Below are 20,038 nucleotides of genomic sequence, written 5' to 3'. Positions count from 1 at the left end.
AGTCGATCTACTCCAGATTGGTGTGGCGTGCGCGCATGCGCTCGAAGGATGTCGGGTCGTCTTCGGTGAGCTCGAGAACCAGCGCGTCTAGCAGTAGCAAAGCGGCCTGCTCGAACAACGAACCGCCGAACTGGCGACTGCGATCGGCCGCTATCGCAACGACGATGTCGGCGACACCGGCAAGTTCACTGTCCGGCCGAGTGGTCAGCGCCAGAACGCGTGCACCGACGTCAGCGGCACGTTGGGCCAAGTGCACGGAAACCGGGGTCGCACCCGATGCCGACAGCATCATCAGAGAGTCCCCTGCCGCGATGGCCGGGGCGGTCACCTCGCCGGTCACGTGCACGTCGAAACCCACGTGCATCAGGCGCATCGCCGTCATACTTGCCACCAGACGAGACCGCCCCTGACCGGAGACGAACCACCTGCGTCCACGGTCGGCGAACGCCTCAGTGAGCGCGACGACCGCCTCGGGTTCGATGGATTTCAGCGTGTGGCTGATCTCGTCGCCCACCAGGCCGAGTGAATTCACAGTCGCTCTCCCTCTGTTCGGCACTTCGGGTTCGTGAACAGTCGACGGCCGATGACGACGTACTCGGTCCCCGCGGCCAGGATGCGTCCAAGGTTTTCCTCATCGACTCCACCGTCGACTCCGGTAGTGCAATTCTGTCGACTTCGCTCGAGTTTGGTCAGTTGCGTCAGGTCGGCCGAGTTTTTGGTGCCGGGTTCGATGAGCATCACCAGCACTCCGTCGACGTACTGGAGTTGCTGCCGATAGTCGTCGAACGGCGTCCCCGGTGACACGGCCAGCCATGGACGGGCACCCGCAGTCCGCACCCGCCACGCAGAGGATTCGACGTCGCCGATGCCCTCGAAAGGCAACGTGACGCGGGCGATGCCGGGCCGGCACACCACGTCCAGGGCATCGAGAGCACCGACGGATAGTAGGTGTACGTCGACCGGTCCGATTCCGTCGTCGACCATTCGGGTGATCAGGTCCAGGCTCACGCCCATGTCGGCGTCGGGAAACACGTCCGCGTGAATCCAGATCCCGCGGTCGCTCAACATCGCAGCGGCAGCAGCACGCTCGCGTTCGGGAACGGCGAACAGACTGCCCGCAAGCTCGGCACCATCGGTCACGGAAAACCGTTCGGCCAGAACGACATTGAACTCCAGAGCTCGACTGCCCCCTGGCCGTGGGAGTGCACTCACGTCGGACTCGGCCCGTTGGATCGAGCGAACGGCCCCGAAGTCGACGACCGGGACGTGACGTCGAGTCCATCCCAATCCGCGACGCGCATGTAACGCTCGAAAAGTTCCCGCCGGGTGTCCTCGCTATGGGCGGCCGGTTCCGCCACCACGTGGCTGCGCGGGGCCCAGGCACGTCGGACGTCGATGACGGCACCTCCTGTGGCCACCGCCGCGGCCTGGATTGCCGCACCACGCGCAGTAGCCTCATCCGCGTCGACCGGGTCTGCCACCGTTACTTCTCGCCCGGTCAGATCGGCGAGAATTTGGCGGTACGCGGGCGATCGTGACCCGCCGCCGGTGATGACGACGCGGCCGTCGGTGGCGACACCAGCCGAGTTCATGCTGTGTTGACCACGAACAAGACCCATGAGCACCCCCTCGAAGGCAGCCCGCGCGATGTCCTCACGAGTGGTGGCCGCGGTCAGTGCACCGAGTGTGGCGGTGGCATCGGGACGATTGGGCTTGCGCTCGCCGTCGAAGAATGCGGCGAGAACAGGCGCACGGCCGAATTCTGCGGCCAGTGCCATCGTCGAAGCCCCGGCGTGATCGACCCCGAGAATTCCTTGCGCCCAGTCGGTTACACGCGCGGCGTTGAGCGTCGAGACCAGGGGAAGGTAGCCCCCAGCCATGTCGGCGACGCCGTCGACCGTTCCGGTACGGTCGAACACGGGGTCGGGTGAGACCGTGTAGACGACGCCCGAGGTGCCGATGGAATAGACCACATCGCCGGGTTCGACGGCAAGTCCGAGAGCAGCGGCATGCTGATCTCCGCCGCCCGCTCCGACGAGAGCCTCCGGACGCACTCCCAGACGGCGTGCGGCAACCGTGGACGCGGTGCCTGCGGCGTCGTCCGGCCCGAGAACTCGCGGCACTGCGTTCGCCCACTCCGTGTTCGGGTCGATCAGCTGCAGATACTCGAGGAGATACCGGCCCCGCGCAGTGCTGTAATAGCCGGTTCCCGATGCCTCGGATCTGTCGGTGACGTGGGCACCCGTCAGCTCACGGGTGAGCCAGTCGTGAGGCAGGCAGATCCGTGCCAGGCGGTCGAACGCGGCGGGTTCCACCTCGCGCAGCCAGGCGATCTTGCTCAGGGTGAACGCTGCCGTCGGCAGCGACCCGACCGCCGCTATCCACGCCTGTTCACCGATCGACTCGCGTAAGTGATTCAGCTGAGGCGCCGAGGTGGTGTCGTTCCACAACTTCGCCGGCCGGATCACCGAATCGTCGTCCGCGAGCGCAACCAGACCGTGACACTGCGCTGCGACAGACAGTGCGGTGACGTCATCAGCAGCTATTCCTGCCGCCGTGACGGCAATGCCGAACGCTCTTTCGAATGCAGTCCACCAATCGACCGGCGACTGCTCGCTGCACGGCGCGAACGCCGGAGGATGCGGTGCCGAACCGCGCCCCAGCAGGGAGCCGTCGTCCAGGTCGCGAAGCTCCACTTTGCACGATTGCGTCGAACTGTCTACTCCAGCAACGACACCCATGTCTGGTCCTCTCGGTACTTCGATATCTCGAGCTAGCTCGTCGGAACGTCGCCAACTCGTCGGGCAGACGGACCGGTCAGTTGTCGACCAGACCCGCGTCGCGATACATGTCGACGAACTCGGACGCGTTGTCCTGCATGATCAGTGGATTCCCGATGGTGACGTCCAGGGTGTCCTTCTCGCAGCTGAGCAGTTCGTGCACAGATTTCATGTTGAGCTGCGCCAGTTCGATTGCGTTCTGCAGAGCAGTGGCGGTCATATCGCCGTTCGCGACGAGCATCGCCGCTTCGGGTGTTCCATCCACACCGAAAGACAGGATGTTCTCGAAAGCGGGCTTGCCCTTGACCGCCTCGAGTGCGCCGGTGGCCATGTTGTCGTTCATCGAGACGATGGCATCGATCTGGGGGTTGGACAGCGACCAGTCCTCCATCAGGCGAAGACCTTCGTCCTTGTTCCAGTTCGCGATGTTCTCTGCGACAACCGTGACGTCCGGCCGCTTGTCGAAGAACTCCGTCTGCCAGGCTTGGCGTCGCTGGATGCTGTGATAGTTGCCGCCCGGGCCGTCGAGCACGACGACTTTGGCTCCCTGCGGGATCTTTGTCAGCGCCTGCTGCGCTACGACGGCACCTTGGTCATAGGGGTTGGAGTCGACCGAGGACGCACCGTCGATGCCATCGACCTTCGGGTTCGTCGTGATGGTGACGATCCCACGTTCGGCCGATGCCTCGATGTACGGTCGTTGTGCCTCACCGTTGTTCGCCTGGACGATGATCGCGTCGTACTTGTTGGCGATCGCGTTTTCGATCATGCGGTTCTCGACTTCGTCGTCGGCTTGGCCGTCGAAGACGTCGAGCGAGATGTCCGGATACTTCTCGGCTTCGCCTTTCATCTCGTTGGCCAACCAGGCAGCAAACGAATCGACCTGTGCCCGAGCAACATACGCCACGCGGTAGCTGTCCTGAGGCTGACAGGGACCGGGAGGATCGGCAACCGGGTTGCCGATGGTGATCGAGCATCCCGACAGCCCTACAGCCGCAACGGCCGTGATGGCGGCAAGCCGGTGCTTACGCAAGAAATTCTTCATCGAGCTTCTTTCCACATCGCGGGTGAGGTCAGGGCCGGGTCGCTCGGGATGCCGCCGGCGGTATCGGTGTCTTCTGCGTCGAGGTGGGGTTCTGGGTGTGCTCGGTCGAATCGGGCGGTGTGAGTATCACGGTGGTCTTCTTGCCCCGCTTGCTGAACACGTCGTAGGCGACGGCGACCACGATGATCAGACCCATCACGATCTGCTGAATGTAAGACCCGACGCCGGTGAGGTTCATGATGTTGCTCAGGACGCCGACGATGAGGGCACCGGCGAGCGTGCCGAAGGTGGTGCCGACTCCGCCGGAGAAACTGGTGCCACCGATGATCGGGGCTGTGATGGCCTGCAACTCGTACCCGACTCCCGCATTGGGTAATCCAGCGTTGACTCGAGACATGAATATGACGCCGGCCAATCCGACGAGTACTCCGTTGAGGGCGAACGCCTTGTACTTGGCGCGGTCAACGGCGATGCCGGCTGCGCGCGCAGCTTCCTCGTTGCCACCGACCGCGTACACCGACCGCCCGAACCGGGTCTGGGTCATCAGATACCAGACCACGGCGGTGACCACGATCAGAAACAACGTCGGGATCGGTAGCCACCCGAGGGTCCCCTGGCCGAAGATGACGAACCGATCGAGCTCGAGGACGTTCTGTCCGGCGGTCAGCTGCAGGACGGCACCGCGCGCGACCATCATCATGCCGAGGGTGACGATGAACGCGGGTGTCTTCAGTGTCGCAACGAGAAAAGCGCTGACCATGTTGCAGGCGACACCGACGAGAATGCCCGCGATCAGCGCCAGCAGCAGGCTGCCGGATGACTTGTAGACCATGATCGACACCACGCCGGCAAACGCCATGACAGCCCCCGCGGACAGGTCGATCATCTTGCCGATGATCAGCACCATGGCGCCGTAGGCCAGAATCGTGATGACCGCGACCTGGCGAAGCACGTTCAATACGTTGTCGGTGCCGATGAAGTTGGGATTGAGCATGCTCGCGGCAACACACACCGCGACCAGGATGATGAAGATGGAGTAGCGACTTGCGTCGAATGCCTTCAGTTTGGCCAACATGGCTCAGGCCACCTCGTTTTCGTTCATGGCGTACTTCAGAATGGTTTCCTGGTCGTAGTGGCCCCGCGCGAGCTCGCCGGTCAATCGACCGGCGGACATGACGTAGATCCGGTCGCACATTCCGATCAGCTCCGGCAGCTCGGAAGAGATCATCAATATCGCGCAACCTCGCCGGGCAAGATCGTTCATGATCTTGTAGATCTCGAACTTCGCGCCGATGTCGATTCCACGGGTCGGCTCGTCGAGCAGCAGAATCTTCGGGTTTGCGATCATGCACCGGGCCAGCAGTACTTTCTGCTGGTTGCCGCCGCTGAGCGTGTCGATTCGGGTCTCCGTGCTCGGTGCCTTCACGTTCATCTTGTCGAAGTACTCACGAACCAATTCTTCTTCGGCTCGGCGATGCGTGCGTCCGCCGTGGACGACCTTCTTCATGGTCGCCAGAGTGGCGTTCTTCTTGATACTCAGCTGCGGAACGATGCCGACGAGCCGTCGATCCTCGGAGAGCATCGCAACACCGTGATCGATGGCCTTTTTCGGTGTGCTCAACGCGACCACGTCGCCATCGACCTCGACCGTTCCCGAATCGAGCGGATCGAGGCCGAAGATCGAGCGGATGACCTCGCTGCGTCCCGCCCCGATCAGTCCCGCGAGTCCGACGATCTCACCTGCTCTGATTTCGAGGTCGATACCGGTGAACATGTGCTGGCGCGAGAGACCGGTGGCCTTGAACATCGTCTTGCCGATCTGGACATGATCTTTCGGATACTGCTGGTGATCGAGGTCGCGTCCAACCATCTGTGCGATGACGCCGTGCAGGTCGATCGCCGAGGCTTCCTGAGTTTCGACGACGGCACCGTCCCGCAGCACGGTGATGTCGTCGGCGAGCTCGAACACCTCGTCCATCTTGTGGGAGATGTAGATGATCGACTTACCCTGTTCGCGCAGCGCACGGATCTTGCGGAACAACGACTCCACCTCGCGATGTGCGATGGCCGAAGTCGGTTCATCCATGATAAGGATTTCGGCGCTGTGGTACACCGCTCGCAGAATTTCGAGCATCTGGATCTCGGACACCGTCAAACTGCTCATGCGTCGATTCGGCGAGTAGGTCAGGCCCTCGTCGCGCAAGATGCGGGTGGTTTCCTTGCGTATGAACGACCAGTCCACTCGGCCGACCCGACGCGGCAGCCGCCCGAGGAAGAAGTTCTCGGCGATGGTGATGTCCGGAACGTAGTTGAGCTCCTGCGCGATCATCGCGATGCCGTGGGCGCGGGCCTCGATCGGACTCTTGATCTGTACCTTCTCGCCGCGGATGGAGATCGTTCCGGCGTCGGGCTGGTAGATCCCGTTGATGATCTTCATCAAGGTGGATTTTCCTGCTCCGTTCTCCCCGCACAAGGCATGCACGGTGCCGGGCCGAACATCGAAGGAGACACCGTCGAGCGCCTTCACCCCAGGGAATGACTTGGCGATGCCCGTCACCGACAGCAGCGACCCGGTCATGCCGGACCTCCCACCGCAGGATCGTCGACGCGTCGGATCGACGGCACCACGATGCGCTTGAGACCGCCGTCCCGCGCGGTCAGTGCCTGCTCGACCTGTTCGATGCCGTACACGTGCGTGACGAGCGAATCCAGATCGACCTGGCCGGAAAGCAGCAGAGACCGCGCGATCGGCCAGGTGTTGGTGTACCGGAAGGTCCCGGTGACGTTGATCTCGCGCATCGCGATGTCCGGCACAGACAACGGGATCGTGTCTGCGCTCCCGACCAACACAGCCGTACCTCCCGAACGAAGCGAGCGCAATCCGTTCGTGATGGCCTGCGTCGCGCCTGACGCATCGATGAAGACGTGCGCTGCGAGACTTTCGGTGGATTCGGAGGTGGGGTCGACGACGCGCGCTCCGTATTTTGTCGCGAGCTCACGACGACCGGCGTCGATATCGGCAACCACGACGTCGGCGGCACCGAACGCGAGGGCAACCTGAGCGCAGATGACACCGATCGGCCCGCCTCCCGCGATCAGCACGGTGTCACCGACCTTGATTCCGCCCTTCTGAGCGGCGGCGATTCCCACCGACAAGGGTTCCATCAACGCAGCAGCATGGTCGCTGATGGTGTCGGGGACGCTGTAGGCGAAGTCGTCCTGGATCACGACGTATTCGCAGAACGCACCGTCGATCGGCGGGGTGGCATAGAACTGCATTTTCGCGCAGAGGTTGTACGCCCCTTCGCGGCAGAATGCGCAGGTGCGGCAGGGGCGCTGCGGCTCGATCGCGACCCGCTCGCCCATCCTGGCCGGATCCACCTGCGATCCGATCGCAACGATCCGGCCACTCACCTCGTGCCCCAGCACCAACGGACCGTTTACGACGTAGTCGCCGATTCGACCGTGCTGATAGTAGTGCGTGTCCGACCCGCAGACACCGACGCTTGCGACCTCGACCAGCACTTCGTCAGGCGCGCAGCTGGATACGGGGCGTTCCTCGAGTGCGATGTCGCCCAGCGCACGCAGCACACTTGCCGTCATCGTCGACGGCACACCAGTCTTCGTTGTCATGATCCATCTCCGTGCTTGTGGTCCAGACCCGTCGAGATCCCGCTACCGTTCGCGTAATGAGGCTCACCGAGTCTCATTCGCGCTCACTTGTGACGCAGGACGCTCAAATGCATGTGAGGTGGATCATGCAGATGATCCGCTCACATGTCAAGCCTCGCGCTCGTCAGAGCGCGGTGTGCTCACAAGTTTCGCTATCTCGGTATCTCCAGCACGATGTCGGCTGGGACGCGGGGTCGATGATCGACTTGGTCCAAAGCGCGGCGCGCACGACGGTGACCACCGCCTGGGCCTTCTGTATTCCCTGCGAAGCCGATACGGGGTACGGCTCTGAGCATCTCGCAGAAGATCGACGCGCCCAGACCCTGAGATCCGGGCGAGACCGACTCGGAGAGTTACAGTGTGGCCGCGACATCGGACTGGCGGCCGAGGGCTATCCGCGTCAGCGCCGTCCTCTACGATCCGCGGTGCAAAGATCAGGAGAAGGGTGCCGGACGGTTCATCGCAGGATCGGCTCGGAGTTCGCAGCACCAGTTCGCGGTACCGAGAACCACTGCTCGGGCGTCAGGGTTGCGATGAGCCCGTCCTTCTTGATTCCGAGCACATAGTGGTCTGCCGCTTCGGTTCCGATGTATCTCGCGGCCATTCGGTGCGCATCATCGATCGACCGATTGCGGATTTCGACCGGCCTTCGGACATCAGATACGAATACGGGTGAGCATGTTGTGCACGAGCAACGTGGCGCAAGTGGCCGCACGGAGGACTGTGGCGCGATAGCTACTCCCGCCCAAAGTGAATCGAAGCGCCCCGTCGATGTGCTCGAACCACGTCGGTACCGTCACCGGACCTTTCGTTGTCCTGTTGATACTGAGAACACCCAGTCGGGGTATTTCGAGATATGCGTTTCGATCGCTTTCCGATATCGTGGTGGTGGGGATCAGACGGTCACCGAGAACTTGGTCAGTGCGCGGGTGGTTTCCCAGACTCCGATGAAGCCCTTGGGCACGAATACCATGTCACCAGCTGACACCGTGATCGCGTCACCGTCCGCCGGTGTGATCACCGCTTCGCCGTCGAGGATGTAGAAATGCTCGCCTGCGTTGGGTAGCTCGTACGGGAGCGGCGCGTCCGGTTCGTGTCTCCATGCCGTCGATTTGACGCCATCCTCGGCTACCGTCGTCAAAAAGACGTTGTCGCCCAGATGCTTTCCGTTGATCGTTCGCGGGATCCACGTGGACTCCGAGTCGAGCCGGATCGAACGCACGGGATGTGTTGTGTTCAAGAGATCCTCATCAATTGTTCGATTTTTCCGACCATACCCACGAGGTCGTTGCCGGACTGGAAGTCAAGGAATGTTCTTGCAGGTCAACTCGAATGGCGTCGAACGCAGTCGTGTAGAACCGCGTGTCGATACGTTTCCCGTTAATACCTCGGCGCAGGTACACGAGCGCTCCCCCGTCGCAGGCAACAGACGCCAGAGACTGAGACAGACTCGCCTCACAGCCGCAGGCGATGCGGTCGAATACATCCACGTGTTCGCATTCCACGTGGACAAAGTAGGCCGAGCGCGAGCCGTCGTCGATAGTCAAGGCAGTGTGCTCACTGCCGATGACTGCGTCACTATAGGTCCGCTCGGCGTACTTGGTTCCGGCGATACAACGCTTGCCGGATGCACTGGCCGACAGTCGGTTCGGTTGGGCACTGCCTCTGTAAAGCTGATGAAGGAACACGTCGTCGACTTCGACCAGGGCAACTGCCATCCGGCTGGCGAACTCGCAAGCTTCGGCCGGGGTACAGAGCGAACCGTCGTCGTTGACGAGGTCGGACAATAGGGCGACAGGCTGAAGGCCGGCCGATGTGCACAGGTCGACCCCGGCCTCGGCGAAGCCTGTGCGACCGAGAACGCCGCGAGGATCCGCGCGAACCGGAATGACGTGGCCGGGCCTAATGAGGCTCTGCGCTGTGGACGAGGGATCGGCAAGGACCCTCGCCGTACGGCTTCGATCGACTGCGCTGATTCCGGTACCGATTCCGGAGGCGGCGTCCACAGCTACGGTCGAGCCCAGGGTCTGCCAAATATGCGTCTCGACCATCGGCGGAAGGCCCAATTCATCGGCCCGCGAGGACGCCAGCGGCGCAAACAGCAGGCCCGAGGTGTGACCGATGATCCAGGACGTCCAATGCGGCGTCGCGAGTTCAGCTGCGAGCAGCACAACTGCAGCTCCGAGCCCGGCGTGCAGGCTCCGGTCGACAACGACGACCGGACGCCCTTCGCCGAGCTCCGCAGTTGCGCGGGCGACCAGCCCGAGTCCCGCGGAAGCGGGCCTGAAGTCGGCTATCACGAGATCGCCGTCAGACTGCGAAAAATGCTCCCGTGGAACACTAGTGGTGCACCCGACTCGGCCGCATGCTGGTGCACGCGAAGCAGCACGATCTCGTGGTCGCCGGCACGGATGACCCGATCGATCGAGCACACCAACCACGCCAGCGCATCGTCGAGCAGTACGGCTCCTGCTTCCGTGCTCGTCCAGGCCACGCCGGAGAATCTGTCGGCACTCGGGCCGGCCAGCTGGCGGCATTGTGCTCCCTGGTGCGAACTCAGCACCGACAATCCCAGCGCCGGTCGATCGGCCAACAACGGCCACGTGGTCGACGTGGACTGCACGGATACCATGACGATCGGCGGCGACACCGAGATCGAAGTGAAGGAACTGGCCGCCAGACCCACCGGAGCACCTCCCCTCATCGACGCGAGAGCGATGACGCCGGAAGGGAAGCACCCATAGGTGCCCCTCAGGGCGCGCGAGTCGGTGTCCCCGGTGATCGCGTCCAGTGATTCGGGAAGCGGCATGACGGCTCCGCCCTACTCTTCGCTCGACGAACCGGCTATGTCGACGAGAACCTTGATCTCTTCTCCTCGTCGAAGCGGCTCGAATCCACCTTCGACCGACTCGGCGAGCGGCACGTAGGTCACCCATGAATCGGTCGGGATCTTTCCTTCCTCCATCCACCGCATGACCGTCCGAAACACATCCTGGGTAGATCCGTTGTGCCCGACGATCGAAATCTCATTGAGGGCAATACCATTGGGGAGCAACTGGTACGGCTTCTCGAACAGGCCGATCATCACGATCTTTCCGCGCTTGCGCACGATCGCAAGGGCAGCATCGAACGCAGCTCCAGCGCCTGCACATTCGAGCACGACGTCGGCTCCTCGACCTCCACTGAGCTCCCGGACGATGGCCGGAAGATCCTCGGACGTCGGATCGATGACACGGGCGGACGTCAAGTTCGTCAGCGCTGCCCGGCGCGCTTCGGAGGGTTCGGATACGACGAAGTTGGTGATTCCCATGGCCTCGAGCGACAGGACGGCACCGATACCGATCGGGCCGCCTCCGGACACCACGACGACGCTGTCCGCTTTGAGCTGGGCACGTTCGACTGCCGTTGCCGCGACTGCAATCGGCTCGACCAATGCACCTTGGGCCAGCGACAGCCCATCCGGCAGTGGAATGATCAAATGATTCGGCACGACGCAGTATTCGCCCATTCCACCGATCGGAGACCCACAGCCGACAGTGGAGACCGATCGGTCCAGCACCTCGCACAGAACCGGGTGGCCATCGACACACTGGACGCAAGAACCGCAGCTGTCGATCGGATAGACGGACACACGATCTCCGACCGACACATCACTGACGTCAGAGCCCACCTCGGCCACGACGCCGGAGATCTCGTGCCCGATATTGCGAGGACGAGACCATCCACTCCGCGAGGCTGCGTAGTAGAAGTGCAGGTCACTGCCACAGATTCCGTTGTACGCCACCTTGATCTTCACATCCCCCTTGCCGACCTCTGCAACCTGCACATCCTCGAGTCGCAAATCCTGTTCACCGTGCAACTGAAGCGAAATCATTTGTCCTCCAACGAAAGATGGGCAACTCGGGGTCCGACCTCATTGATCAACAGGTCGAGAGAATGGCGGTAGGCGTCGGGATTGGACCGGTAGTCGAAGTCGAACGCGACCAGGGTGCCGAAGCCGCCGGACTGCTCGAACTCGCCGATGATCCGTTCGGCAACGGTTTCAGGAGATCCGACGAGCCATACGTCACGGGCGAGGAGTTCGGCCGTCACGTCTCCGGGTGCCACTCCAGGGGCCAACGATTCGCCGCCGCGCTGATAGACGTCGATCATCACCTTGTCGTAGAAGTGCCCCATGAAGCCTTCGGTGACCAAGCGGCGTGCTTCCTCGTCGGTGTCGGCGACGAATACCTCACGGCACACACGCCAATTCGCTCGATCCGGCCGGTGTCCCCCGGCCACGGACGCCTCCGAGTATCCGGTCCACTGCCCATTGAGATGACGTGCACTCTTGGCGAAGCTGAGCGGTATGTAGCCGTTCTTTCCTGCGAGCGCAAAGCTGGCCGACTTCGCGCTGCTTCCGGCAATGGCAATCGGAGGATGGGGGCTTCGGTATGGCCGCAGTACAGGTCCGGCTTGAGCCTCGTTGTACGCGGGAAGATCTACCGTCCAGAACTCACCTTCGTGGCGGAACGGTTCACCACGCCACACCTTGGTCATGATGTCGAGGCCTTCGACGAGCATTTCTGCATTCCGTCCGCCCGTGTTGAACAATTGCTGGTCCATCGGATACGCCCCGGCACCGACGCCTGCGATGTAGCGGCCTCCGGTCAGGTGGTCGAGTGCCATGATTCGATACGCCAGGGCAGCCGGGTTCGTGTAGGGAACGAGGTGCGCGCCTGCGGCGAGAGTGATGTTCTCGGTTTCCCGTGCTGCTGCGGCGATCATGAGCTCGGGTGCGGGCGAGTTCTGCCAGCCCGTCGTGTAATGCTCGGCGAACCAAATTTCGGAAAAGCCCAGTTCATCACCCCAGCGGGCAACTTGCAGACTCCACTCCATCACGTCCCGGAGGGGAGACGTCGGATCCGCATAGGGCGGACTGAAAATGCCGAATTTCATGTGAACTCTCTTTCGATGTCGTCGAACGACGATTGTCTGCGGATGAATGCCGAAGCGATTCAGAGTGCCAACGGAGCCGACTTGAAGGCTCCCGAACCCGTGGGAAGTTGTTGGGAGACACTGGGCGCGGACCCAAGCAGTGTCTTGGTGTAGGGAGACTGCGGGTTCGACAGAACGGTAGATACGGGTCCATGTTCGCACACGATTCCCTTGTCCAGCACGAGTACCTGATCGGCGATCGTGGACACGACCCCGAGATCATGTGTGATGAAGAGAAGACTCGTCCCAGTGGAACGCAATTCGGACATGAGGTCAAGGACCGCCGCCTGCACGGACACATCAAGCGCGGATGTGATCTCGTCACAGACCAGCACTTCCGGTCCTGCTGCCAGGGCGCGCGCGATTGCAACACGCTGCCGTTCCCCGCCCGACAGTTCAGCCGGATAGCGGTTCTTCACCCGCCGCGGCAGTCTGACCGAATCGAGAAGTCGCTCCACTTCGTTGTCGATGCCGGACCGAGAGACGCGCCGCAGCAGCCTTGCTGGTCGCCCGATCTGGTCGAAGACGGTTCGGCGTGGGTTGAGTGCATCAGCTGGATTCTGGAACACGAGCTGCACCTTGCGACGCTGCTCCGTCGTTCGCGCGCGGGCCAACGGTGGCAAAGTCTCCTCGCCCAGTGAAACGGAACCCGATGTCGGTGCAATCAAACCGGATACTGCCCGCGCAATCGAGGTCTTGCCGCTCCCGGACTCACCCACCAACGCAACGCATGAACCGTGGTTCAGAGTGAACTCGATATTCGTGGCGACAGTCACCGCGCGCGCGCCACTTCCGTAGGTGATCGACAGATCGGACACTGTCAGTACCGGCACCGTTGCGGCCCGCGCAGGTGGCGGTACGAACGGAACGAATTCCGCTGTGTCGGTCCTCTTCCACTCGAAACATCTCGTCGAATGCGCACTTCCGGTCTCGACCATCGGGGGCCGATGCTCGCTGCACTCGCCCGTCGAGACCGGGCACCGTGATACGAACGAACACCCGTCGGAATCCGCTTCGACACCGGGCGCAATACCGGGCATGGACTGCAGGGTCCTGGGCAGCAAATGGTCGGGCGTCGATGCAAGCAGGCCCAGAGTGTAGGGGTGTCGGGGCCGGGTCAGAACCTCGTGAACGGGTCCCTGTTCGACGACACGACCGTCGTACATCACCGCTACTCGATCGGCAATCTGCGCGACCACAGCCAAATCGTGCGTCACGTAGATCATGGACACGCCGAGTTCCATTCGGAGTCGACCGAGTTCAGCGAGGATCCTGGCCTGAGTGACCACATCGAGACCGGTCGTCGGTTCGTCGAGAACTACGACCGGAGGTTTACAGGCCAACGCGATGGCAATGCACACCCGTTGCTGTTGCCCGCCGGACAGCTGATGCGGGAGCCGCCGGCGGAACTGTTCGGTCGAGGGTAGACCGACCCGGTCGAAGTGCTCGGCCATGTCGCCATCGGAGGCAGCAGCACCCGTATGCGCCTTGATCACGTCCTGGATCGACTCTTGAATCGTCAGAGCAGGATTGAGTGCTCGACCCGGATCCTGAGGCACATACGAGATGGTGCGTCCTCGCAGGAATCGGAGTGACTCATCCATGGGACGGGCCGTACCGTCGATCAGCAACGAGCCGTCACTGATGTCAAGACCTGTTGCGCAGTGTCCGAGCAGCGATCGGGCCAATGTGGTCTTCCCCGAGCCGGATTCGCCGACAATTCCGAGGATTTCGCCGCGTGCAAGCTCCAGATCGACCCCCTTGACTATCGGCGGACCACCGCGCAGTCGAACCGTGACGTTCTCGGCTCGCAGGAGTGGCGCCGTGCTTCCTTCGGTCATGGTCGACATCAAGCTGCTCCACCTTTCGATCGGCCGAGTGATTTGACGTGAGCATCTGCGATCAGGTTGACCGAGATGACGAGAACACCCAACATGAGGGCCGGTGCAACAGTGGCCCAGATGTTGGACCCCATGATCAATCTGTTCTCGGCCACCATCAGACCCCAGTTCGCGGCCGGAGGTCGAGAACCGAGACCGAGGAAGTTCAGGCTGGCGGCCAGCACGATCGCGGTCGAGAACCTGATGCCGACGTCGGCCAGAACCGTCTGCACGATATTCGGGAATATCTCGCGATACATGATCGCCGTCGGACTCTCTCCTCGGACGACCGCAGCGTCGATGAAGCCGGATGTGGAGACCTCCTGTGTCGCCGATCTGACGATGCGAGTCACACCGGGAAAGAGAACGAGGGCAATCCCACCCGCGACTACGATCGGCGAAGAACCGCTGCCTGAGATCAGCACCAGAAGCAGGAGCAGTGGAGGGAACGCGATGAAGACATCGACGACTCGCATGATCATGGAATCGACGAACCGTCCATGATTCAAGCCTGCGATCATCCCCAACTGCACCCCCACGGCATAGGCGACGATGACGCTCACCGCCGCGAGAAGGATGACGGGCGCACCACCGTTGAGAAAGCGGCTCAGCACGTCTCGCCCGAGTTGGTCGAGTCCCAGAGGTGCCCCCGGCACTGGCGGGTTCCCTGGCACCCCGATCGGCTCGGCGATGTCGTACGGCGCGAATAGCGGACCGAACGCAGCAGTGGCCAGAACTGCGATGAACAGCAGCAAGCCGGTTGCGCCCTGCCGGGTTGTGACGAAGGAGGGTAGTTGTGGTCGATGGCGCGGTGCGATCGGCGCGGTGCCGCCGGGTATCGGTGCCGGTGTGGTCATTGTGCAAGTCCAGTCCGCAGTTTCGGAACGAGAAGCGTCACCAGAACGTCGGCGACGATATTGACGACGATGTAGCCGGCAGCCAGTACGACGGCAATCCCCGCTACCGCCGTGGTATCTCGGCTGGTCACTGCCTGCACCAACTGGGTGCCGATGCCCGGGTACGCATACAGGGCCTCGACCACTATCACCCCGGCGAACAGATACTGAATTGCCTGAGCGTAGGTCTGCACAGTGGTAGCGACAGCATTTCGTAAAGCGTACCGACGCAAAACCTTCGATTCCGGAAGGCCGTTGAGGCGCGCAATGACGACGTAGTCCTGCTTCAAGGTGGTCACCATGCCCGCCCGAACCTGGCGTGCCGCGAATGCGAGTGCGGCACCGATCAGAGTTACGACCGGAAGCACCAGGGTTGCTGGATCGCTCAGCGGGCTCGATCCGGGGGCGATCAGAGCCACCGGTGGAAACCATCCGAGATTGGTCGAAAAGACAAGAATCAGCATGGCACCCACGACGAACTCGGGGAGACAACCGAGTATCAATGTGACGTAGGACGTCAGCTGGTCGGCCGGCCTGCCCTCTCGGACCGCAGCGAAGACTCCGAGCAGCAGCGACAGAGGAACCAGTAGCAATGCCGACACACCGGCTAGGATCGCGGAATTGACCAACGGCGCACCGATCATCGCCGAAACACGTGCATCGGGTGCGTTCTGCGCGGCACCGACTGCGGACTCGCCGAGGTCTCCGCGGAGCACGCCGCCGACCCAATCCAGATACCGCGCCACCAGTGATTGATCGAGTCCGAGTCGTTGCTGCAGTGCGGCAACCGTTTCGGGTGTCGCACCACGGCCGAGAACCACCTCGGCGACATCACCGGGGAGAATATTGGTCGCCGCAAAGATCAAAATGCTGACCACGAATAGAGTTGCGACACCGTATATTCCGCGCCTGAGCAGGGTGGCTAGCACGGGGTTCCGCTGACGTACCGAATACCTCGGCCGGGGTGAGGCAACGACAGCAGGAGCGGTCGTGGTGATCATCGGATTCCTCCACTTGCATTGGGGGATGTGGTCGCCGAGAGTCTGTTCACTGCCCTGCCGTGCAGCAGCAGCATCAGTGCTGCCGTTTGCTCGATCTCCTCGGCGGCATCGGCTGCTTCCTCGAGCGTCGGTGCCGCGACGAGCGATCCGTGGTTGCGAAGAAGCAGCGATCGATACCCCGGTGCGGCCCTGCGCACGGCGACGGCAAGATCGTCGGAGCCCGGTGGGTGATAATCGACGAGTCGAAGCGTGGGCACCTTCATATCGAAGTAGGGAGTAATCCGGGGAAGTGGCTCCCGGTCGTCGATCCCCGAAAGGCAGGACACTGCAACAGCATGCAACGAATGAACGTGAACGATTGCGAAGCAGTCCTGATGCACCTGATACATAGCCTGATGCATGGCGAGTTCTTTGGAGGCCCTGCGGCCCGAGACGTGTTCGCCCTCATCGGCGGTGACCGTGGAGATGTCCTCCACGCGCATGCTTCCCAGCACGGCACCGGTCGGCGTGATACTGACCAGACCCTCGCCACGCACACTGAGATTTCCGGTTTTTCCCGGGGTGAGTCCGCGCGAGGTCAGGGCGGCACCGAGTTCGACGATGCCGCCGAGGCCCGCGACGCCTGTCACGCCGAACACACCATCTGCGAATCGAAAGCACTGCGGAAGAAATCGTCGGACCCGAAGTTGCCGGACTTGAACGCAATCCATACAGCCGGATCGAAAGCGTAGGTCCACGGTACACCGGTGCAAATCTCGTCTCCGACGACGACCGTCGAAATACCGAGTCCCACTGCGACGGCCCCTGATGTCTCGCCACCAGCGACAATGATGCGATCGGCACCCGCCTCGACGAGGCGTCGGGCAATCGCGGCAAGCCCCAGCTCCACTGCTTCGGCCTCCGCGCTGTCCAGCCGTTCCGTACCGCCCCCGTTGGACGTCACCAGTATCGGTCCGCGTTCCCATCGGTCGAGTGCCCAACTATGCACGCGTGCAGCAATATCAGATTGAGCCAGTTCGCGTGCGGACAGGCGCAACGTCGGTCCGTCGAACGCATCGATTTGTCGGGCCGTCGTGGCGGATGCGCTTCCGGCGATCGCCACGGCGAATCCGTCTGTGCGCGGTCCAGCGCGGAATTCAGACCGAGTCGTGTCTTCGTCTACAGTGCGTCGCGATCGAACGAGGGTGGAGCACAGGGCCGCGGCCATCGGTGCGCCGCCGCCGACCAGAACTCGGGGCGCGACGCCCCCAGCCGTCGCCACACGGGTCAAGGCATCGATATCGGCGTTGTCCAACGTATCGCACAGAACGTGAGCGGTGGTCTCGATGGAGGAGATGAGTGCCACCGCCTCGGTCTCGGAACGAATGTCGATGTACCGCAGTTTCATTGCAGCGGTCCCAGTTTGCGGCGACAACAATCGAACCAGGTCGGAGTCGAGCATCGGATTGAGAGGATGGTGTCGCATCGAGGACTCGCCCAGCAGCAGGTCGTCGACGAACAGATACCCATGGCACACGGTTCGCCCGTTGTCCGGATAACCGGGAACGTGCAGAAAGATGTCGGTCCCAGTACGAGACATCAATGCGTCGGCCACCGCTCCGATGTTTCCACGCGGGGTCGAGTCGAAGGTGCTGCAGTACTTGAAGTACACGATGTCGATCTCGAGCGCTGCGAACACGTCCGCCGTGGATTCCACCGCTGCTACAGCCACAATCGCATCAACACTACGAGTCTTGAGAGCGGCGATCACCACATCGATGCCGGCCAGACTGGACAACGATGCAGACGTCGGAACCCCGAAAGTCACTGCGACCTCGAGTCCGCGACGACGCATCGCGCTCGCCGCGTCACTCGCTCCGGTGAGGTCGTCTGCTATTACTCCGATCATCGCCGCTACTCGACCCATCCGTCACAGAGACGGTAGTTGTTGAAGCTGGTCGCCGAGCCGGCAGACAACCCGCGCACGTTATTGGCCGCCGCGTCGACATACGGCATATTGGCCCAGCCGATGTACCCGCCCTCGTCATGCTGAACCTGCTGTACTTCCTTCCACAGTTCTGCTGCCAGACCGGCGTCCGAGGCGCTGATGGCCTGATCCAGCAAGGACTCGTATTTGTCACCGCCGGGTTGCTGTGCCCAGTGGGTGTCCTGGAAGGGTGCATTCTTCGACAGAAACAGGCGATAGCTGGCGGTCAGCGAGGTCGCGATGGGGCCGGAGAAATTCTGCCGGAAATAACCGGTGTACACGCCACCGGCAGCTGTGAAGTACGTGTCACTGCTGGTCACGTCAGCTTGAACATCGACGCCCGCCGCCTGTGCCTGCTGGGCGAACAGCGTTGCCGCCGGGTCCCACGGCCCGCCACCGCTGAACGTCTGAAGGCTGAAGGCCTGACCATCGGCCCCGGCTTGCTGGAGCAAGGACTTGGCACGATCGGGATCGTATTCCGAGGTGATATCACCGGCGAAGAACTCGCTGCCCACCGAGATAAGATCGTTTCCGGGCGTACCGAATCCGGACAGTGCACCGTCGATCAATGCCTGCCTGTTGCACAGAAGCTTCATTGCCTGCCGGACCCTGACATCGGCAAACGGACCTTCGTCGACACGCATGGAGATCAGTGCGACATTTGCCGCCAGCTCGGATTGGATCACCTGGAATCGATTGCTGGTGGCCTGCTGGCGTGCGGAGACGGGGTCGACCGACGACGCCAGGTTGATCTGACCGGCTTCGAGTGCATTCACGACCGCCGTCGGGTCGGAGAAGCCGCTCTGCACTACTAGTCTGTCGACGTATGGCTTTCCCTCCTCCCAGTAGTCGCGGTTGGCATCGAAGACGCTCTCTCGGCCAGGAGTGAAGGAGACGTAGCGGAAGGGACCCGTTCCGATCGGCTGTGCAGCAACCGATTCCGGCGTCGATCCTGCGGGCAGCACCGCAAAGTTGACGTAGGCGAACAACGACGGAAGCTGCCCGACTGCCCGCGTCAACGGGATCTGCACAGTGTTGGTATCGAGCGCCCGCACGTTCGGCAGATCGATCAATCCTGTCAAGAACGCTGCGCCGAGGTTCTTCGAAGGATCGGTCCACAGAGACTGGATGTTGTAGACGACATCCGACGCCTCGAACGGTTTTCCGTTGTGCCACAGAACGTCCTTGCGCAGTTCCAACGTCCACACAGTGGAGTCGGCATTCGCCGTGGCATTCAGGGCCAAGCCCGGTTGCAGAGGCGTCACCTTCGTGGCCGGGTAGAACAACAAGTTGTACAGGCTGTACGAACGCAGATAATCGACACTGACTGCAGCATTGCCGCCGTAGAGGGTCTCTGCGCTTCCCGAACCGCCCATCCCGACAGTGAAGGTTCCACCACGCTTCGGAGTGCCTCCCTGCAGTGCCGAAGGAAGCGTGGAGACTGCACCGAGGGGCTGGCCGCTTCCTCCGCTGGAGCATGCTGCGAGCACCGCTCCTGCGCCGAGGGCCGCCACCCCACCCAGGAAGCGCCTGCGGTCGAGCGTGAATGAGCTGAGGTCGAAAGACCTCGCCGACGACGGGGATGAAGAAGACAGGGATGGATCAGTGCGGAACATCGGGCCCACCTTGTTGTTGGACAATTGATCGTGTCGACAATCTAACGTGCATTGTGTCATCCGGCAACCGTTTTTTCGTATTCCGCTGCGATGTAACGTCATTGAAACGACGCAAGATCTGTGGGGGTCGCGCCAGTCGACGGGCACTACGGATCTACCCCGGGATCTTCCCGATTTGCGAACAGTTGGACGATCACACAATCAC

Annotated in this window: 19 protein-coding genes; all 19 read right to left on the bottom strand. The window is 62.2% G+C overall.

The features are described from left to right. Positions 1–7: 7 nt before the first annotated feature. Complete coding sequence (gene hxlB / locus WDS16_RS27200) at positions 8–532, bottom strand: 6-phospho-3-hexuloisomerase (RefSeq protein ID WP_338889262.1); 525 nt, start codon at positions 530–532, stop codon at positions 8–10. Then, entirely contained in the window at positions 529–1,212 is a 684-nt protein-coding gene (locus WDS16_RS27195; protein ID WP_338889260.1) for a hypothetical protein, read from the bottom strand. The genes hxlB and WDS16_RS27195 overlap by 4 nt, the downstream gene beginning before the upstream one ends. Next, positions 1,209–2,741, bottom strand: a complete 1,533-nt coding sequence (locus tag WDS16_RS27190) for a xylulokinase (RefSeq protein ID WP_338889258.1) — start codon at positions 2,739–2,741, stop codon at positions 1,209–1,211. The genes WDS16_RS27195 and WDS16_RS27190 overlap by 4 nt, the downstream gene beginning before the upstream one ends. A 76-nt stretch (positions 2,742–2,817) precedes the next feature. Beyond that, positions 2,818–3,825, bottom strand: coding sequence for a sugar ABC transporter substrate-binding protein (locus WDS16_RS27185; RefSeq protein ID WP_338889256.1), 1,008 nt, complete (start codon positions 3,823–3,825; stop codon positions 2,818–2,820). 28 nt (positions 3,826–3,853) lie between these two features. After that, complete coding sequence (locus WDS16_RS27180) at positions 3,854–4,900, bottom strand: ABC transporter permease (RefSeq protein ID WP_338889254.1); 1,047 nt, start codon at positions 4,898–4,900, stop codon at positions 3,854–3,856. A gap of 3 nt (positions 4,901–4,903) precedes the next feature. Continuing rightward, on the bottom strand, positions 4,904–6,403 hold the full coding sequence (locus WDS16_RS27175; protein WP_338889252.1) for a sugar ABC transporter ATP-binding protein: 1,500 nt from the start codon (positions 6,401–6,403) through the stop codon (positions 4,904–4,906). Continuing rightward, a complete protein-coding gene (locus WDS16_RS27170; protein WP_338889250.1) occupies positions 6,400–7,458 on the bottom strand; it encodes an NAD(P)-dependent alcohol dehydrogenase in 1,059 nt (352 codons plus the stop codon). Before WDS16_RS27170 ends, WDS16_RS27175 begins: the two co-directional genes overlap by 4 nt. A 496-nt stretch (positions 7,459–7,954) precedes the next feature. Beyond that, positions 7,955–8,101 carry a hypothetical protein gene (locus tag WDS16_RS27165; RefSeq protein WP_338889249.1) on the bottom strand — a complete coding sequence of 49 codons (147 nt, stop codon included), beginning with the start codon at positions 8,099–8,101 and terminating at the stop codon, positions 7,955–7,957. 291 nt (positions 8,102–8,392) lie between these two features. Next, positions 8,393–8,737: a cupin domain-containing protein gene (locus tag WDS16_RS27160; protein ID WP_338889247.1), complete on the bottom strand. Its 345-nt coding sequence runs from the start codon at positions 8,735–8,737 to the stop codon at positions 8,393–8,395. Between the two features lie 10 nt (positions 8,738–8,747). After that, positions 8,748–9,797 carry a 3,4-dihydroxy-2-butanone-4-phosphate synthase gene (locus WDS16_RS27155; RefSeq protein ID WP_338889245.1) on the bottom strand — a complete coding sequence of 350 codons (1,050 nt, stop codon included), beginning with the start codon at positions 9,795–9,797 and terminating at the stop codon, positions 8,748–8,750. Beyond that, on the bottom strand, positions 9,794–10,306 hold the full coding sequence (locus WDS16_RS27150; protein ID WP_338889243.1) for a flavin reductase family protein: 513 nt from the start codon (positions 10,304–10,306) through the stop codon (positions 9,794–9,796). Before WDS16_RS27150 ends, WDS16_RS27155 begins: the two co-directional genes overlap by 4 nt. A gap of 12 nt (positions 10,307–10,318) precedes the next feature. Then, a complete protein-coding gene (locus WDS16_RS27145; RefSeq protein ID WP_338889241.1) occupies positions 10,319–11,371 on the bottom strand; it encodes an alcohol dehydrogenase catalytic domain-containing protein in 1,053 nt (350 codons plus the stop codon). After that, positions 11,368–12,435 carry an LLM class flavin-dependent oxidoreductase gene (locus WDS16_RS27140; RefSeq protein ID WP_338889239.1) on the bottom strand — a complete coding sequence of 356 codons (1,068 nt, stop codon included), beginning with the start codon at positions 12,433–12,435 and terminating at the stop codon, positions 11,368–11,370. Before WDS16_RS27140 ends, WDS16_RS27145 begins: the two co-directional genes overlap by 4 nt. Before the next feature lie 59 nt (positions 12,436–12,494). Then, positions 12,495–14,324, bottom strand: a complete 1,830-nt coding sequence (locus WDS16_RS27135) for an ABC transporter ATP-binding protein (RefSeq protein WP_338889237.1) — start codon at positions 14,322–14,324, stop codon at positions 12,495–12,497. After that, positions 14,324–15,211 carry an ABC transporter permease gene (locus WDS16_RS27130; RefSeq protein ID WP_338889236.1) on the bottom strand — a complete coding sequence of 296 codons (888 nt, stop codon included), beginning with the start codon at positions 15,209–15,211 and terminating at the stop codon, positions 14,324–14,326. The genes WDS16_RS27135 and WDS16_RS27130 overlap by 1 nt, the downstream gene beginning before the upstream one ends. Then, on the bottom strand, positions 15,208–16,251 hold the full coding sequence (locus WDS16_RS27125) for an ABC transporter permease (RefSeq protein ID WP_338889235.1): 1,044 nt from the start codon (positions 16,249–16,251) through the stop codon (positions 15,208–15,210). Before WDS16_RS27125 ends, WDS16_RS27130 begins: the two co-directional genes overlap by 4 nt. Beyond that, on the bottom strand, positions 16,248–16,880 hold the full coding sequence (locus WDS16_RS27120; RefSeq protein ID WP_338889234.1) for a class II aldolase/adducin family protein: 633 nt from the start codon (positions 16,878–16,880) through the stop codon (positions 16,248–16,250). Before WDS16_RS27120 ends, WDS16_RS27125 begins: the two co-directional genes overlap by 4 nt. Further along, complete coding sequence (locus tag WDS16_RS27115; RefSeq protein ID WP_338889233.1) at positions 16,877–18,139, bottom strand: four-carbon acid sugar kinase family protein; 1,263 nt, start codon at positions 18,137–18,139, stop codon at positions 16,877–16,879. The genes WDS16_RS27120 and WDS16_RS27115 overlap by 4 nt, the downstream gene beginning before the upstream one ends. Before the next feature lie 5 nt (positions 18,140–18,144). After that, positions 18,145–19,833, bottom strand: a complete 1,689-nt coding sequence (locus WDS16_RS27110; RefSeq protein WP_338889232.1) for an ABC transporter substrate-binding protein — start codon at positions 19,831–19,833, stop codon at positions 18,145–18,147. Positions 19,834–20,038 lie beyond the last annotated feature (205 nt).

Origin of the sequence: Rhodococcus sovatensis, from assembly GCF_037327425.1 — a bacterium.
GTDB classification, from domain to species: domain Bacteria; phylum Actinomycetota; class Actinomycetes; order Mycobacteriales; family Mycobacteriaceae; genus Rhodococcoides; species Rhodococcoides sovatense.
This window is presented reverse-complemented; position numbering and strand designations above follow the sequence as displayed.

Bases quoted from the DNA above. Each gene is read 5' to 3' on its own strand.
- WDS16_RS27110 (WP_338889232.1), bottom strand. From the start codon at position 19,833: ATGTTCCGCACTGATCCATCCCTGTCTTCTTCATCCCCGTCGTCGGCG.
- WDS16_RS27185 (WP_338889256.1), bottom strand. From the start codon at position 3,825: ATGAAGAATTTCTTGCGTAAGCACCGGCTTGCCGCCATCACGGCCGTT.
- WDS16_RS27130 (WP_338889236.1), bottom strand. From the start codon at position 15,211: ATGACCACACCGGCACCGATACCCGGCGGCACCGCGCCGATCGCACCG.
- WDS16_RS27175 (WP_338889252.1), bottom strand. From the start codon at position 6,403: ATGACCGGGTCGCTGCTGTCGGTGACGGGCATCGCCAAGTCATTCCCT.
- WDS16_RS27170 (WP_338889250.1), bottom strand. From the start codon at position 7,458: ATGACAACGAAGACTGGTGTGCCGTCGACGATGACGGCAAGTGTGCTG.
- WDS16_RS27115 (WP_338889233.1), bottom strand. From the start codon at position 18,139: ATGATCGGAGTAATAGCAGACGACCTCACCGGAGCGAGTGACGCGGCG.
- WDS16_RS27140 (WP_338889239.1), bottom strand. From the start codon at position 12,435: ATGAAATTCGGCATTTTCAGTCCGCCCTATGCGGATCCGACGTCTCCC.
- WDS16_RS27125 (WP_338889235.1), bottom strand. From the start codon at position 16,251: ATGATCACCACGACCGCTCCTGCTGTCGTTGCCTCACCCCGGCCGAGG.
- WDS16_RS27190 (WP_338889258.1), bottom strand. From the start codon at position 2,741: ATGGGTGTCGTTGCTGGAGTAGACAGTTCGACGCAATCGTGCAAAGTG.
- WDS16_RS27165 (WP_338889249.1), bottom strand. From the start codon at position 8,101: ATGGCCGCGAGATACATCGGAACCGAAGCGGCAGACCACTATGTGCTC.
- WDS16_RS27135 (WP_338889237.1), bottom strand. From the start codon at position 14,324: ATGTCGACCATGACCGAAGGAAGCACGGCGCCACTCCTGCGAGCCGAG.
- WDS16_RS27150 (WP_338889243.1), bottom strand. From the start codon at position 10,306: ATGCCGCTTCCCGAATCACTGGACGCGATCACCGGGGACACCGACTCG.
- WDS16_RS27145 (WP_338889241.1), bottom strand. From the start codon at position 11,371: ATGATTTCGCTTCAGTTGCACGGTGAACAGGATTTGCGACTCGAGGAT.
- WDS16_RS27180 (WP_338889254.1), bottom strand. From the start codon at position 4,900: ATGTTGGCCAAACTGAAGGCATTCGACGCAAGTCGCTACTCCATCTTC.